This is a genomic window from Curtobacterium sp. MCBA15_009 (genome assembly GCF_001864895.1).
In the GTDB taxonomy this organism is placed as follows: domain Bacteria; phylum Actinomycetota; class Actinomycetes; order Actinomycetales; family Microbacteriaceae; genus Curtobacterium.
This window is the reverse complement of record NZ_MJGO01000012.1, coordinates 15,390-31,674: the sequence shown is the minus strand read 5'-3', so window position 1 is coordinate 31,674 and position 16,285 is coordinate 15,390. Positions and strand designations below refer to the sequence as shown.

At 70.0% G+C, this 16,285-nt stretch carries 9 protein-coding genes; all 9 read left to right on the top strand.

Features of this window, described 5'->3' with window-relative positions:
- The first annotated feature begins 22 nt into the window (after positions 1–22).
- The 9 genes from polA (at position 23) to rapZ (ending at position 16,213) form a co-directional block, all read left to right on the top strand.
- Entirely contained in the window at positions 23–2,695 is a 2,673-nt protein-coding gene (polA, locus tag BIU97_RS04095; RefSeq protein WP_071255682.1) for a DNA polymerase I, read from the top strand.
- A 219-nt stretch (positions 2,696–2,914) separates the two neighbouring features.
- On the top strand, positions 2,915–4,594 hold the full coding sequence (locus tag BIU97_RS04090) for a DUF885 domain-containing protein (RefSeq protein ID WP_071297121.1): 1,680 nt from the start codon (positions 2,915–2,917) through the stop codon (positions 4,592–4,594).
- A gap of 158 nt (positions 4,595–4,752) precedes the next feature.
- Positions 4,753–6,210, top strand: a complete 1,458-nt coding sequence (rpsA, locus tag BIU97_RS04085) for a 30S ribosomal protein S1 (RefSeq protein ID WP_071255676.1) — start codon at positions 4,753–4,755, stop codon at positions 6,208–6,210.
- A 125-nt stretch (positions 6,211–6,335) separates the two neighbouring features.
- Positions 6,336–6,938 (top strand): dephospho-CoA kinase, encoded by a 603-nt coding sequence (gene coaE / locus BIU97_RS04080; protein ID WP_071255673.1) that lies wholly within the window; start codon positions 6,336–6,338, stop codon positions 6,936–6,938.
- 48 nt (positions 6,939–6,986) lie between these two features.
- Positions 6,987–9,071: an excinuclease ABC subunit UvrB gene (uvrB, locus tag BIU97_RS04075; RefSeq protein ID WP_175472114.1), complete on the top strand. Its 2,085-nt coding sequence runs from the start codon at positions 6,987–6,989 to the stop codon at positions 9,069–9,071.
- Positions 9,061–9,975: an SDR family NAD(P)-dependent oxidoreductase gene (locus tag BIU97_RS04070; RefSeq protein ID WP_071297120.1), complete on the top strand. Its 915-nt coding sequence runs from the start codon at positions 9,061–9,063 to the stop codon at positions 9,973–9,975. Before uvrB ends, BIU97_RS04070 begins: the two co-directional genes overlap by 11 nt.
- A 48-nt stretch (positions 9,976–10,023) precedes the next feature.
- Positions 10,024–13,050 carry an excinuclease ABC subunit UvrA gene (uvrA, locus tag BIU97_RS04065; protein WP_254782887.1) on the top strand — a complete coding sequence of 1,009 codons (3,027 nt, stop codon included), beginning with the start codon at positions 10,024–10,026 and terminating at the stop codon, positions 13,048–13,050.
- On the top strand, positions 13,051–15,150 hold the full coding sequence (gene uvrC / locus BIU97_RS04060; protein ID WP_071255669.1) for an excinuclease ABC subunit UvrC: 2,100 nt from the start codon (positions 13,051–13,053) through the stop codon (positions 15,148–15,150).
- Positions 15,151–15,313: 163 nt separating this feature from the next.
- Positions 15,314–16,213: an RNase adapter RapZ gene (rapZ, locus tag BIU97_RS04055; protein WP_071255664.1), complete on the top strand. Its 900-nt coding sequence runs from the start codon at positions 15,314–15,316 to the stop codon at positions 16,211–16,213.
- Positions 16,214–16,285: the final 72 nt, after the last annotated feature.

Genomic DNA, 16,285 nt, shown 5'->3' with positions numbered 1-16,285 from the left:
ATGGCGTCGGTAGGCTGTCCGGGTGTCGGACTCCGCAAAGCCTACCCTCATGGTCATCGACGGCCATTCGCTCGCCTTCCGGGCCTTCTACGCACTGCCGGTGGACAGCTTCGTCAACCGTGACGGGCAGCACACGAACGCCATCCACGGCTTCATCTCGATGCTGCTCATGCTCCTGCAGCGCGAGAAGCCGACGCACCTCGCGGTCGCGTTCGACATCTCCCGCTTCTCCTTCCGCACGCGGGAGTACGCCGAGTACAAGGGCACCCGCTCGGAGACCCCGGCCGAGTTCAAGGGCCAGATCCCGCTGCTCCAGCAGGCGCTCGAGGCGATGGGCATCACCACCGTGACGAAGGAGGACTACGAGGCCGACGACATCCTCGCGACCCTCTCGTCGCAGGGTGCCGCCCAGGGCTTCCAGGTCTACGTCGTCTCCGGCGACCGTGACTCGATCCAGCTCGTGAACGACGACGTCACGCTGCTCTACCCGTCGGTCCGCGGGGTGTCCGAGCTCACCCGCTACGACCGCGACAAGGTGTACGAGCGGTACGGCATCGAGCCGCACCAGTACCCCGACATCGCCGCACTCGTCGGCGAGACGAGCGACAACCTCATCGGCATCGACAAGGTCGGCGAGAAGACCGCCGTGAAGTGGGTCACCCAGTACGGCTCCCTCGACGGCGTCCTCGAGCACGCCGACGAGATCAAGGGCGTCGTCGGCAACAACCTGCGCGAGCAGAAGGACCGCGCGGTCCGCAACCGGCGGCTGAACCGCCTGGTCACCGACGTGGAGCTGCCGGTCGGCCCCGCCGACGTGGCGCTCCGTCCCCTCGACGAGACCGCGGTGCGCGAGCTGTTCGCCAAGCTGCAGTTCCGCACCCTGCTCGACCGCGTGTTCAAGGTCGCCGGCTCGGGTGAACCGTCCGACGCCACCGCGGCCGAGGGCTCGGTCGACGACGGCGCCCCGACCCCGCCGCCGGTCAAGACCCTCATCGACGAGGAACTCGGCTACTGGCTCGAGCGCCGCAACGCGACCGAGGCGGCGAACGGCTACGGCGTCGCGGTCGAGGTCATCGACGGCCGGCTCAGCGCGATCGGCATCGCCACCCACGACGACGCCGTGCTCGTCCCCGGGGGCAGCGGTGCGAAGGACTACGAACAGCTCACCGCCTGGTTCGCGTCCGACGCCCCGAAGCACTTCCACGACGCGAAGGCGGCGATCAAGGCCCTCGGCACGGTCGGCATCGCCGTGAACGGCGTCGCCGGCGACGCCCGGATCATGGGCTGGCTCGCCAACCCCGGCAAGCAGGGCCAGCCCCTGGCCGACCTCGTCTACCAGGAGCTCGGCGAGGAACTCCCCACCGCCGACCCGAACCAGCTCGTGCCCGAGACCGACCCGGTGAACATCGGCGTGCACGCCTGGTTCGTGCTCCGCGTCGCGACCGCGCTGCGCGCCCGCATCGACGAGTCCTCGCTCACCGTGCTCGACGACATCGAGCTGCCCCTCGTCTCGGTGCTCGCGGGCATGGAGACCATCGGCGTCGGGATCGACCGCCCGGTGCTCACCGGGCTGTCGAAGGAACTGGGGGAGCGCGCCGCCGAACTCGCCCAGCAGGCGTTCGCCGAGATCGGCCACGAGGTCAACCTCGGGTCGCCGAAGCAGCTGCAGGAGGTCCTGTTCACCGAGCTCGCGATGCCGAAGACCCGCAAGACGAAGACGGGCTTCTCGACCGACGCGGCGAGCCTCGCCGACCTGCAGGAGCAGCACCCGCACCCGTTCCTCGGCCTGCTGCTGCAGCACCGCGACGCCACGAAGCTGCGCCAGATCGTCGACACGCTCGACGCCGCGGTCGTCGACGGTCGCATCCACACCCGCTACGAGCAGACCGGCACGAGCACCGGCCGCGTCTCGTCGACCGACCCGAACCTGCAGAACATCCCGGTGAAGACCGCCGTCGGCCGCCGCATCCGGTCGGCGTTCGCCGTCGCCGAGCCGTACACGACGCTCGTCACGGCCGACTACTCGCAGATCGAGATGCGCATCATGGCGCACCTGTCCGGCGACCCCGGCCTCATCCAGGCCTTCAACGAGGGCGAGGACCTGCACCGCTTCGTCGGCGCCCGGGTCTTCGGCGTCGACCCGTCCGAGGTCACCCCGGAGATGCGCACGAAGGTCAAGGCGATGTCCTACGGCCTGGCCTACGGGTTGAGCGCCTTCGGGCTCTCGAAGCAGCTGCGCATCGAGCAGTCCGAGGCCCGCACGCTGATGACCGAGTACTTCGCCCGCTTCGGCGCGGTGCGCGACTACCTGCGCAACGTCGTCGAGCAGGCGCGCGAGGACGGCTACACCGAGACGATCTTCGGTCGCCGCCGTCCGTTCCCGGACCTGAAGAGCCCGAACCGCGTGCTGCGCGAGAACGCCGAGCGTGCCGCGCTGAACGCCCCGATCCAGGGCTCCGCAGCGGACATCATGAAGATCGCGATGCTCGGCGTCGCGGACGACCTGCGCGACGGGGGCCTCGACTCCCACCTGCTGCTCCAGGTGCACGACGAACTCATCCTCGAGGTCGCGCCCGGCGAGCAGGAGCGCGTCGAGGAGATCCTCCGCACCCGGATGGGCGCCGCCGCCGAACTGACCGTCCCGCTGGACGTGTCGGTCGGGGTGGGCCCGAACTGGGAGAGCGCAGCGCACTAGCTGCGCGCTGCGGTCGTGGGTCGCGACCACACCACGGACGGGAGGCCCGGTGCCGGCTGGCACCGGGCCTCCCGTCCGTCCTGTGGTCGGTCTCTCCCACCGCACGCGGCGTGGGAAGCACATCCGCGCGTGGGAGGTCGTCCTGCGCGACTGCCCACGCGCGGAACTGCTCACCATGCGCGGAAGTGCGGCGGCGGTGCCAGTCGGTAGGGTCGGGGCATGAGCGATGAACGACCCGTCCGCCAGCCCTCCGCCGTCGACCGTGTCGCCGAGGACTGGGTGACCACCCTCGTCGACCTCGACCCGATGACCGCCACGTACATCGGCGTCCCGGGACGCACGGGGGAGTACGGCGACACCTCGCCGGCCGGGGCCGACGCCACGGCCGATGCCGCCCGCGCGGCCAAGCGTGCGCTCGACGCGGCGCCGGCGGTCGACGCGGTCGACGCGGTGACCAAGGCCGACCTCGGTGCCGAGCTCGACCTCGTGCTCGAGTCGCACGAGCGGAAGCTCCACCTGCGCGACCTCAACGTGATCGCGAGCCCGGCGCAGTCGGTCCGCGAGATCATCGACCTCATGCCGACCGCCACCGAGTCGGACTGGCAGGACGTCGCCGGTCGGTTGAACGCGCTGCCGGACGCGCTCGAGGGCATCCGCGAGACCCTGCTCCAGGGCACGCGCGAGGACGTCACCCCCGCCAAGCGCCAGGTCGCGCTCATCGCCGAGCAGGCCGCCCGGAACGGGGCCGACGACGGCTTCTTCCGCCGCCTGGTCGACGGCGCCGCGCTCGACGACGGCGGCAGCGTGCCGGCGGCACTGCGGGCCGACCTCGAGCGCGGCGCCACCGTCGCGGCCGCCGCCTACCGGTCGTTCGGGCGGTTCCTCGAGCACGAGCTCCTGCCGCTCGCCACCCCGGTGGACGCGGTCGGGCGCGACGCCTACGAACTGCACTCCCGTCGCTTCCTCGGCGCCACCGTGGACCTCGACGAGACCTACGAGTGGGGACTCGAGGAACTCGCCCGGATGCGCGACGAGCAGGAGCGCATCGCGGACCGCATCGAGCCGGGCGCGAGCGTCGCCCGTGCGATCGAGGTCCTCGACGCCGACCCGTCCCGCGTCCTGCACGGCACCGACGCGCTGCAGCGGTGGATGCAGGAGACGAGCGACGCCTCGATCGAGGCGATGGCCGGCACCTACTTCGACATCCCGGACCCGATCCGCCGCCTGGAGTGCCGGATCGCGCCGACGCAGGAGGGCGGCATCTACTACAGCGGCCCCTCCGACGACTTCTCGCGCGCCGGTCGCATGTGGTGGTCCGTCCCGCAGGGCGTGACCGAGTTCGGGACCTGGCGCGAGAAGACGACGGTGTACCACGAGGGCGTCCCCGGACACCACCTGCAGATCAGCCAGGGCGTCTACAACCGCGGCGAGCTGAACACGTGGCGTCGGCAGCTCGCCGGCTCGTCCGGGCACGTCGAGGGGTGGGCGCTCTACGCCGAGCGCCTCATGGAGCAGCTCGGGTTCCTCGACGACGACGGCGACCGGCTCGGCATGCTCGACGGCCAGCGGATGCGCGCCGCCCGTGTCGTGCTCGACATCGGCGTGCACCTGCAGAAGACGAACCCCGACGGCGGCGGCTGGACGTGGGAGTACGCCCTCGACTTCATGCGCGAGAACGTCAACATGGACGACGCGTTCGTCCGGTTCGAGGTGGCGCGGTACTTCGGTTGGCCGGGGCAGGCGCCGTCCTACAAGGTCGGCCAGCGGGTGTGGGAGTCGATCCGCGACGAGGTCGCCGCTCGCGAGGGCTCTTCCTTCGACCTGAAGGCCTTCCACCACCGCGCGCTGTCCCTCGGCAGCATCGGGCTGGACACCCTGCGGAGCGCCCTGGTCGGATGACGCGCCGGGTCCCCGCACGGTTGTGGGGCTTCCGCCGGTGCGGTTAGACTTGTGCGGCGCAATCCGCGTCACCACACCAATCGCCACGGCGGAGCACCACGGGGGCTGATCCCCCTCCCGCCACGGCCCGACTCATGTCCGTTCGGAGCAATCTCTACATGACAACCACTACGACCAAGGCTCCTAAGCAGGTCGCCATCAACGACATCGGTTCGGCTGATGACTTCCTGGCCGAGGTCGAGAAGACCCTGAAGTTCTTCAACGACGGTGATCTCATCTCCGGCACCGTCGTGAAGATCGACCGCGACGAGGTCCTCCTCGACGTCGGTTACAAGACCGAGGGCGTCATCCCCTCGCGCGAGCTCTCGATCAAGCACGACGTCGACCCCAACGAGGTCGTCGAGGTCGGCGACGAGGTCGAGGCCCTGGTCCTCCAGAAGGAGGACAAGGAAGGTCGCCTCATCCTGTCGAAGAAGCGCGCGCAGTACGAGCGTGCGTGGGGCGACGTCGAGAAGATCAAGGAGTCCGACGGCGTCGTGACCGGCACGGTCATCGAGGTCGTCAAGGGCGGCCTCATCGTCGACATCGGTCTCCGCGGCTTCCTCCCGGCATCGCTCATCGAGCTCCGCCGCGTCCGCGACCTCACGCCGTACCTCGGCCAGGAGATCGAGGCGAAGATCCTCGAGCTCGACAAGAACCGCAACAACGTGGTCCTGTCGCGCCGTGCGCTCCTCGAGCAGACGCAGTCCGAGTCCCGCACCACCTTCCTCAACAACCTCCACAAGGGCCAGGTCCGCAAGGGCATCGTGTCCTCGATCGTCAACTTCGGTGCGTTCGTGGACCTCGGTGGCGTCGACGGTCTCGTCCACGTCTCCGAGCTCAGCTGGAAGCACATCGAGCACGCCAGCGAGGTCGTCGAGGTCGGTCAGGAAGTCACCGTCGAGATCCTCGAGGTCGACCTGGACCGCGAGCGCGTGTCGCTCTCGCTCAAGGCGACCCAGGAGGACCCGTGGCAGGTCTTCGCCCGCACCCACGCGATCGGCCAGATCGCACCGGGCAAGGTCACGAAGCTCGTGCCGTTCGGTGCGTTCGTCCGTGTCGCCGACGGCATCGAGGGCCTCGTGCACATCTCGGAGCTCTCGAACAAGCACGTCGAGCTCGCCGAGCAGGTCGTCTCGGTCAACGACGAGGTCTTCGTCAAGATCATCGACATCGACCTCGACCGTCGCCGCATCTCGCTCAGCCTCAAGCAGGCGAACGAGGGCGTGGACCCGGAGGGCACCGAGTTCGACCCGGCGCTCTACGGCATGCCGACGGAGTACGACGACAAGGGCGACTACAAGTACCCGGACGGCTTCGACCCGGAGACGAACGAGTGGCTCGAGGGCTACGACACCCAGCGCACCGAGTGGGAGGGCCAGTACGCGGCCGCCCAGTCGCGTTGGGAAGCCCACAAGGCGCAGGTCGCGAAGACCATCGCCGACGAGGCGCAGGGCGGCTTCGACCTGCCCGCCGCCGCGTCGTCGTCGTTCACGAGCGAGTCGAACAACGCCAGCCCGCTGGCTGACGACGCCTCGCTCGCGGCGCTCCGCGAGAAGCTCAGCTCGACCAACTGATCGAGCGGGTCACCCCGACCGGAAGCCCGGCACCCTCGTGGTGCCGGGCTTCCGGCGTTCTCGGGCACCGTGCTCGACGGATGCCGTGGGCCGCGAGCGTCGTCGGCGGGTCGTAACCTGGGTCGGTGCGCATCATCGGTCTCACGGGCGGCATCGCCGCGGGCAAGTCGACGGTCTCCCGACGCTGGGCCGAGCACGGGGCGGTCGTGGTCGACGCGGACCGTCTCGCGCGGCAGGCGGTCGAACCGGGGAGTCCCGGACTGGCCCGGGTCGCGGAACGCTTCGGGCCGGGCGTCATCGCCGAGGACGGCTCGCTCGACCGGCCTGCACTCGGCTCGGTGGTGTTCGCCGACGCTGCGGCGCGGAAGGACCTCGAGGCGATCACCCACCCCGAGGTCTGGCGGCTCGCGCAACAGGCCTTCGACGCCGCAGCCGCCGCCGACCCCGACGCCGTCGTCGTCTACGACGTCCCGCTGCTCGCCGAGGCACGTGGCTCCCGCCCGATCCGCTTCGACGCCGTCGTGGTCGTGGACGCGCCAGCTGCGCAGCGCGTCGAGCGGCTCGTCACGCACCGGGGGATGGCTCGTGACGAGGCAGAGCGCCGGGTGGCCGCGCAGGCGAGCGACGAGGACCGACTCGCCCTCGCCGACCACGTCGTCGACGCGACGGGGGACCTGGACCGCACCGTCCGGTCGGCCGACGAGGTCTGGGCGCGTCTCGTCGCCTGACACCCGGCGCGCGGGCGTGTGTCAGTGGTGCCGACTAGCGTTGACGTCATGGGTGTTGCGATCGAACCGACCAGGGCGATACGGCCGTTCGAGGTCATCAGCGAGTACTCGCCGAGCGGTGACCAGCCGGCCGCGATCGCCGAGCTCGCCGGGCGCATCAACGCCGGTGAGACCGACGTCGTGCTCCTCGGTGCGACCGGTACCGGTAAGTCCGCGACGACGGCCTGGCTCATCGAGCAGGTGCAGCGTCCGACGCTGGTGCTCGCGCACAACAAGACGCTGGCGGCACAGCTCGCCAACGAGTTCCGCGGACTGCTCCCGAACAACGCGGTCGAGTACTTCGTGTCGTACTACGACTACTACCAGCCCGAGGCCTACGTCCCGCAGACGGACACCTTCATCGAGAAGGACTCGTCGGTGAACGCCGAGGTCGAGCGGCTGCGGCACTCCACGACGAACTCGCTGCTCAGCCGGCGCGACGTCGTCGTCGTCTCCACGGTCTCCTGCATCTACGGCCTCGGCACGCCCGAGCAGTACATGAACGCGTCCGTGGCCCTGCACGTCGGGCAGACCATCTCGCGCGACCAGCTCGTCCGCAAGTTCGTCGCGATGCAGTACCAGCGGAACGACGTCGACTTCGCCCGCGGCACGTTCCGGGTGCGCGGCGACACGATCGAGATCATCCCGATGTACGAAGAGCACGCGATCCGCATCGAGATGTTCGGTGACGAGATCGAAGCGCTCTCCTCGTTGCACCCGCTGACCGGCAGCGTGATCGACGACCTGCCCGCCGTGTCGATCTTCCCGGCGTCGCACTACGTCGCGGACACCGACGTCATGCACCGGGCGATCGGCGCCATCAAGGAAGAACTCGCCGAACGCCTCGCCGAGCTCGAGGGCCAGGGCAAGCTGCTCGAGGCCCAGCGGCTCCGCATGCGCACCACGTTCGACATCGAGATGATGGAGCAGATCGGGTTCTGCTCGGGCATCGAGAACTACTCGCGGCACATGGACGGCCGTGCCGCGGGCGAGGCCCCGCACTGCCTCATCGACTACTTCCCGGACGACTTCCTCATCGTCATCGACGAGTCGCACGTCACGGTCCCGCAGATCGGTGCGATGTACGAGGGCGACGCCTCGCGCAAGCGCACGCTCGTCGAGCACGGCTTCCGCCTGCCGAGCGCCCTCGACAACCGACCGCTCACGTGGGAGGAGTTCCTCGAGCGCGTCGGCCAGAAGGTCTACCTGTCCGCGACCCCCGGCCGCTACGAGCTCGGCGTCACGGACAGCGTCGTCGAGCAGATCATCCGTCCGACGGGCCTGATCGACCCGGAGATCGTGGTGAAGCCGAGCGACGGCCAGATCGACGACCTGCTCGAGGAGATCAAGCAGCGCGTCGAGAAGGACGAGCGCGTGCTCGTCACCACGCTCACCAAGCGGATGGCCGAGGAGCTCACCGACTTCCTCGGCAACGCCGGCGTCCGGGTGCGCTACCTGCACTCCGACGTCGACACCCTGAAGCGCGTGGAGCTGCTCACCGAGCTGCGCCAGGGCGTGTACGACGTGCTCGTCGGCATCAACCTGCTGCGCGAGGGGCTCGACCTGCCCGAGGTGTCGCTCGTCGCGATCCTCGACGCCGACAAGGAGGGCTTCCTCCGCTCGTCGACCTCGCTCATCCAGACGATCGGTCGCGCGGCGCGCAACGTGTCGGGCCAGGTGCTCATGTACGCCGACAAGATGACCGACTCGATGAAGACGGCGATCGAGGAGACCGACCGCCGACGCGAGAAGCAGGTCGCCTACAACCTCGAGCGGGGGATCGACCCGCAGCCGCTCCGCAAGAAGATCGCGGACATCACCGAGGTCCTGCAGCGCGAGAACGACGACACCAAGGCGCTGCTGAACGGCCGCGGCGCCGCCGACGGACGACGATCGCCCACGCCGAACCTGCGACGCGAGGGCATCGCGGGCGAAGGCGCGACCCAGCTCGAGGCCACGATCGCCGACCTGAACGACCAGATGCTGCAGGCGGCTGCGGAGCTGAAGTTCGAACTCGCTGCGCGCCTGCGCGACGAGGTCCAGGACCTGAAGAAGTCGCTGCGGCAGATGGAGTCGGCCGGACATGTCCGCTGACACCGCCCGTCGCACCGTCGTCGTGACGGGGGCGAGCGCCGGCCTCGGCTACCACGCCGCCGAGCAGCTCGCCGCCGCCGGTCACCGGGTCGTCCTCGCGACCCGCAACCGTGAGCGTGGAGCGGCAGCGGAGCGCAGCATCCGCCGCCACGTGGCCGACGCCGACCTGGCGCACCTGCACCTCGACCTGGCCGACATCGACAGCGTGCGCGCGGCCGTCGATGCCCTCACCGACCTCGGGCCGGTGCACGCGCTGCTCAACAACGCCGGCGTGGTCGGCTCCGCGCAGCGGCGGGACACCGCACAGGGGGTCGAGCTGCAGGTCGGGACGAACCACCTCGGAAACTTCGCCTTCACGGCGCTGGCGCTGCCCCTGCTCGACCAGGAGACCGGTCGCGTCGTGCACCTCGGCTCCATCGCGCACCGTTTCGCCACGCTCGACCGGCGCGACCCGCTCGCGTCCGGGCACTACGAGGGGCACCGGCAGTACGCCCGCAGCAAGCTCGCGGTGATGCTCTTCGGCTTCGAGCTCGCGCAACGGTTGGCCGACGCCGGGTCACGGGTCCTGAGCGTCGTCGCGCACCCCGGACTGTCGCTCGACGCCGCGGCGCCGCCCCGTCCGGACATCGCGCCGACGCGGTCGGAGCCCGCCTGGATGCGCCTCGGCTCGGGCTGGGTCGCGCAGGGGAAGGACGTCGGCGCGCACCCGCTCGTGCACGCGGTCGTCGGCGCCGGTGTCCGTTCGGGCGAGTACTGGGGTCCCGGCGGGCCCTTCCAGTTCGCGGGCGCTCCTGCGCTCGTGCCGGCGCAGCCGCGGGCCCACGACCGGACCGAGGCAGCACGGCTGTGGACCGCGAGCGAGCAAGCGGCCGGGGTCGCGTTCGCTCTCGACGCAAGCGTCTGACCGCGACGCGCGGGCGGATGTCGGACCCACTTCGTAGAATCGTCGGCGATGACAATCACCTCTGACCGCGGCACTGCGACCCCCGGCCGGAACGCCTTCGGCGAGCCGACCGATCCCGACCTCCCCGGCGTGACGACGCCCACGAGCTCCACGACGCTCAGCGTCCGCGGCGCCCGGGTGCACAACCTGCGGAACGTCGACCTCGAGATCCCGCGCGACTCCCTCGTGGTGTTCACCGGGCTGTCCGGATCGGGCAAGTCCTCGTTGGCCTTCGACACGATCTTCGCCGAGGGGCAGCGCCGCTACGTCGAGTCGCTCTCCGCGTACGCGCGCCAGTTCCTCGGCCAGGTCGACCGTCCCGACGTCGACTTCATCGAGGGCCTGTCGCCCGCGGTCTCCATCGACCAGAAGTCGACGAACCGCAACCCGCGGTCGACGGTGGGCACGATCACCGAGGTCTACGACTACATGCGTCTGCTCTGGGCGCGCATCGGTGTGCCGCACTGCCCGACCTGCGGTGAGGTCATCAGCAAGCAGAGCGTGCAGCAGATCGCCGACCAGCTCATGGCCTTCGAGTCCGGCACCCGCTTCCAGGTGCTCGCTCCGGTCGTCTCGAAGAAGAAGGGCGAGTTCGTCGACCTCTTCCAGGAGCTCGCGGCGTCGGGCTACGCGCGAGCGATCGTCGACGGCGAGCGGGTCCAGCTGAGTGACCCGCCGAAGCTGAAGAAGCAGGTCAAGCACGACATCTCGGTCATCGTCGACCGACTCGTGTCGAGCGACGACATCCTCGGCCGCCTGACCGACTCCCTCGAGACCGCACTACGCCTGACGAACGGCACGGTGGGCATCGACCTCGTCGACCACGAGGGGCCCGGGGCGGTCCGCACCTACTCCGAGAACCTGTCCTGCCCGAACAACCACCCGCTGGCGCTCACCGAGATCGAGCCGCGCACCTTCTCGTTCAACGCACCCTTCGGTGCCTGCCCGGAGTGCTCCGGGCTCGGCACCCGGATGTCCGTCGACCCCGACCTGGTGCTCGGCGACCCCGAGGCCTCGCTGCGGTCCGGCGTCCTGCTGCCCTGGACCGGGACGAGCGGGCTGTATTCGTACTTCGAGAAGCTCCTCGCCGGTCTCGGCAAGGAGCTCGGGTTCGACCTCGACACCCCGTGGAACCGGCTCGACCCGTCGGTGCAGGCGGCGATCCTCACCGGCAAGGACTTCCAGGTGTCGGTGTCGTGGCGCAACCGCTTCGGCCGCGAGATGCGCTACACGAGCGGTTTCGAGGGCGTCATGCCCTACATCGAGCGCAAGTTCGCCGAGGCCGAGTCGGACTCGCAGCGTCAGCGCTTCCAGGGCTACCTGCGCGAGGTCCCGTGCCCCGTGTGCGACGGGACCCGCCTCAAGCCCGAGGTCCTCGCGGTGACGGTCGACGGTCGCAGCATCGCCGACGTGACCGACATGTCCCTCGACAACGCCTACGCGTTCATGGAGACGCTCGAGCTGACCGACCGCGAGGCGCACATCGCCGCGGCCGTACTGCGCGAGATCCGTGCCCGCCTCGAGTTCCTGCTCGAGGTCGGTCTCAACTACCTGACCCTGGCGCGCGGCGCCGGCGGCCTCTCGGGTGGCGAGGCCCAGCGCATCCGACTCGCGACCCAGATCGGCTCCGGCCTGACCGGCGTGCTCTACGTGCTCGACGAGCCGAGCATCGGCCTGCACCAGCGCGACAACCGTCGGCTCATCGACACGCTCGTCAAGCTCAAGGACCTCGGCAACACGCTCATCGTCGTCGAGCACGACGAGGACACCATCCGCACCGCCGACTGGGTCGTCGACATCGGTCCGGGTGCGGGCGTCAACGGCGGCCGCGTCGTGCACTCCGGCTCGTACGAGGGCATCATCGAGAACCGCGAGTCGGTCACCGGTGACTACCTGGCCGGACGACGCGCGATCGAGGTCCCCGCCGAGCGGCGCAAGGTGAACCTCAAGCGCACGATCAGCGTCCAGGGCGCCCGTGCGAACAACCTCAAGACGATCGACGCCGACTTCCCGCTCGGGGTCTTCACGGCGGTGACCGGCGTGAGCGGCTCCGGCAAGTCCACCCTGGTCAACGACATCCTGTACAAGGTGCTCGCGAACCAGCTCAACGGCGCCCGGCACATCGCGGGCAAGCACACCCGCGTCAAGGGGCTCGACCAGCTCGACAAGGTCGTGCACGTCGACCAGGCGCCGATCGGCCGCACGCCGCGGTCGAACCCGGCGACGTACACGGGCGTGTTCGACCGCATCCGCCAGCTCTTCGCCGAGACCCCGGAGGCGAAGACCCGCGGCTACCAGCCCGGTCGCTTCAGCTTCAACGTCAAGGGCGGCCGCTGCGAGAACTGCTCGGGTGACGGCACGATCAAGATCGAGATGAACTTCCTGCCCGACGTCTACGTCGCGTGCGAGGTCTGCGGCGGCGCACGGTACAACCGCGAGACGCTCCAGGTGCACTACAAGGGCAAGAGCATCTCCGAGGTCCTCGACATGCCGATCAGCGAGGCGGCCGAGTTCTTCGAGCCGATCTCCGCGATCCACCGCTACATGGCGACCCTGGTCGACGTCGGCCTCGGCTACGTCCGGCTCGGCCAGAGCGCCACGACGCTGTCCGGCGGCGAGGCGCAGCGCGTCAAGCTCGCGACCGAGCTGCAGCGCCGGTCGAACGGCCGCACGGTGTACGTGCTCGACGAACCGACGACGGGTCTGCACTTCGAGGACGTCCGCAAGCTCCTCCTGGTGCTGCAGAGCCTGGTCGACAAGGGCAACACCGTCATCACGATCGAGCACAACCTCGACGTGATCAAGTCCGCCGACTGGGTCATCGACATGGGCCCCGAGGGCGGTGCCGGCGGCGGCACCGTGCTGGCCACGGGTACGCCGGAGCACGTCGCGGACGTCCCGGAGAGCCACACCGGCGTCTTCCTGCGCGAGATCTTCGACGCGCAGGACGCCCGGGTCGGCAAGCAGCAGGCGGTCGGGGCGCGCCAGGCGACCCAGAAGCAGGCGGGGTCGAAGCAGAAGGCGGGTGCTCGGTAGGTGGCGGACACCGTCCCGTGGCGCCCGAAGGCTGGTGAGATCCCGACCGACCCCGGCGTCTACCGTTGGCGTGACGAGGCCGGCCGGGTGCTGTACGTCGGCAAGGCGAAGAACCTCCGCGCCCGGCTGAGCAACTACTTCGCCCCGCTGCCCACCCTGCACGAGCGGACGCGGCGCATGGTCCTGACGGCGCGGAGCGTCGAGTGGACGACCGTCGGGTCCGAGATCGAGGCGCTCCAGCTCGAGTACACCTGGATCAAGGAGTTCGACCCGCCGTTCAACGTCAAGTTCCGGGACGACAAGTCGTACCCGTACATGGCGATCACCATGGCGGACGAGGCGCCCCGGGTGATGGTGACGCGCAACCGCAAGATCAAGGGGGCCAAGTACTTCGGGCCCTACCCGAAGATCTGGGCTGTCCACGACACCATCGACCTGATGATCAAGGTGTTCCCGATCCGGACGTGCTCGGACTCGTCCTACAAGCGGGCGATGCAGACCGGCAAGCCCTGCTTCCCCGGTCAGATCGGCAAGTGCGGCGGGCCGTGCTCCCAGAAGGTCACCATCGAGGAGCACCGCGCGCTCGTCGAGGAGTTCGTCCGGTTCATGGGCAGCTACGACCGCCGGGTCATCACCGAACTGCGCCAGCGCATGGGCGCCTCGGCCGACGCCATGCAGTACGAGCAGGCCGCACGCTACCGCGACCAGGTCGGTGCCCTCGAGGCGGTGCTCGAGAAGTCCGCGGTCGTGCTCCGCGACTCCGTCGACCTCGACCTGTTCGGCATCTCGGAGGACGAGCTCGCCGCCGCGGTGCAGCTGTTCTCGGTCCGTGGCGGACGCATCCGCGGTGTGCGCGGATGGGTCGTCGACAAGGAACTCGACATCGCGACGGGGGAGCTCGTCGAGCAGATCGTGCAGGCGAACTACGTCACCGACGAGCCACCGCGCGAGGTCGTCGTCCCGGCCCTGCCGGAGGACGCCGACGCGCTGCAGCAGTGGCTCAGCGAGCGGCGCGGCGGTCGCGGCACGAAGCTCAGCACCGCGCAGCGCGGGGACCGGGCGGGACTCGCCCGCACCGCGGCACAGAACGCCGCGCAGGCGCTCATGCTCTACAAGACCAAGCGCTCCGCGGACTACACCACGCGCTCGGCGGCGCTGGCCGACATCCAGGACGCCCTCGGCATGACGGAGGCGCCGCTCCGGATGGAGTGCTACGACATCTCGCACCTGCAGGGGACGAACGTCGTCGCCTCGATGGTCGTCTTCGAGGACGGCCTGCCCCGCAAGGACCAGTACCGCCGGTACACGATCGCGGAGACCACCGACGACACCGACAGCATGTACCAGGTCCTGTCGCGGCGGCTCGCCCGCCTCGACGAGGACGCCGAGCTGCCGGACGTCCCCGACGTCACGACCGACGAGGTCGTCGAGGGGTCGAAGCCGACGAAGCGCTTCGCGTACCGTCCGCAGCTGCTCATCGTCGACGGCGGTCAGCCCCAGGTGCAGGCGGCGAAGCGTGCGATGGACGAAGCCGGTGTGCACGACGTCGCCCTGGTCGGCATCGCGAAGCGCCTCGAGGAGCTCTGGCTGCCCGACGACGACTTCCCGGTGATCCTGCCGCGCAACTCCGAGGCCCTGTTCCTCATCCAGCGCATCCGCGACGAGGCGCACCGCTTCGCCATCACCCACCAGCGCACCCGGCGCAAGCGCGACGTCCGGTCGAGACTGTCCGAGATCCCGGGCCTCGGCCCGACGCGGGTCAACGCGCTGCTCAAGCACTTCGGCTCCGTCGCGCGGCTGCGCGAGGCGACCGCCGAGCAGATCGGCGAGGTGAACGGCGTCGGACCGGCCACCGCGGCCGCGGTCGTCGCGAAGCTGGCGCAGACCCCGACGAGCGCCGACGGTCCGACGAGTGCGGACGGTCCGACGAGCGCCGAGAGCCCGACCAGCGTCGCCGGCCCGACCAGCGCCGACGGCCCGACGAGCGTCGGTGCCCCGACCAGCGCCGAGGCGCCGTCGGGCCCGCCCGCGGGCAGCGTGCCGTCCGGGTCGGTGCGGGTGCCGGACGTGACCGCCGACGGTCCGCAGCGACCGTCGTGACGCCCCACGAGCCCCCCGGGCCCCCGTCCGTCGACCACGGTGGATCCGTTGCCGGAACCGGACGTCCCGCGAGGCCGGCCGTCGGCCGGACGGTAGCCTGGACCCGCAGCCGAGACCTCCCCGGGCGACGCGCCCGGGCCGCCACGACGGAGCCCACTCCCAGATGACCGACAGCGCCACCACGACGCCGCACGCGTCGCAACACGACATCCTCATCGTCACCGGCATGTCCGGGGCCGGGCGCTCGACGGTCGGCAAGGCCCTCGAGGACCTCGGCTGGTACGTGGTCGACAACCTGCCGACGCAGATGCTCGCCCCGCTCACCGAACTCGCGGACCGCGCGGGCGAGAAGATCCCGAAGATCGCCACGGTGGTCGACGTCCGCGGCGGACGGTTCTTCACCGACCTCGAGCAGGCGGTCGAGCAGGTCCGGTCGAGCACGTCGGCGCGGGTCCGGGTGCTGTTCCTCGAGGCCACCGACGCCGTCCTCGTGCGTCGCTTCGAGCAGGTCCGCCGGCCGCACCCGCTGCAGGCCGAGGACACCCTGCTCGACGGAATCGCGCGGGAGCGCACCCGGCTCGCGGGGCTGCGCGAGGCCTCCGACATGGTGATCGACACCTCGGACCTGAACATCCACCAACTCGCGAACACCGTCACCGAGAAGTTCGCCGACGACCACTTCGTCGGTGTGCAGGTGACCCTGATGAGCTTCGGCTTCAAGTACGGGCTGCCCGCCGACGCCGACATGGTGGCGGACGTCCGGTTCCTGCCGAACCCCTACTGGGTCCCGGAACTGCGGGCCCACACCGGCCTCGACCGACCCGTCTCCGACTACGTGCTCGCCCAGTCCGGAGCCCGTCCGTTCGTCGACCGGTACGCCTCCGTGCTCGAGCCCGTGCTCGAGGGGTACCAGCGCGAGAACAAAAGACACGCTACGATCGCCATCGGCTGTACCGGCGGCAAGCACCGCTCGGTCGCCATCGTCGCCGAGTTGGCGAGTCTCCTCCGCGGGATGCCCAACGTCGCCGTGCGGGTGAAGAACCGAGATCTCGGCCGGGAGTGACCGTCCCTCCGGCCGCTCCCCACGCACGGGTGCCGGACCCGCGGGACCACCAGAAAACGTTAGGAATGATGC

Coding starts and splice junctions, on each gene's coding strand:
- BIU97_RS04090 (WP_071297121.1), top strand. CDS start 2,915: ATGAGCGATGAACGACCCGTCCGCCAGCCCTCCGCCGTCGACCGTGTC.
- rpsA (WP_071255676.1), top strand. CDS start 4,753: ATGACAACCACTACGACCAAGGCTCCTAAGCAGGTCGCCATCAACGAC.
- uvrB (WP_175472114.1), top strand. CDS start 6,987: ATGGGTGTTGCGATCGAACCGACCAGGGCGATACGGCCGTTCGAGGTC.
- BIU97_RS04070 (WP_071297120.1), top strand. CDS start 9,061: ATGTCCGCTGACACCGCCCGTCGCACCGTCGTCGTGACGGGGGCGAGC.
- uvrA (WP_254782887.1), top strand. CDS start 10,024: ATGACAATCACCTCTGACCGCGGCACTGCGACCCCCGGCCGGAACGCC.
- rapZ (WP_071255664.1), top strand. CDS start 15,314: ATGACCGACAGCGCCACCACGACGCCGCACGCGTCGCAACACGACATC.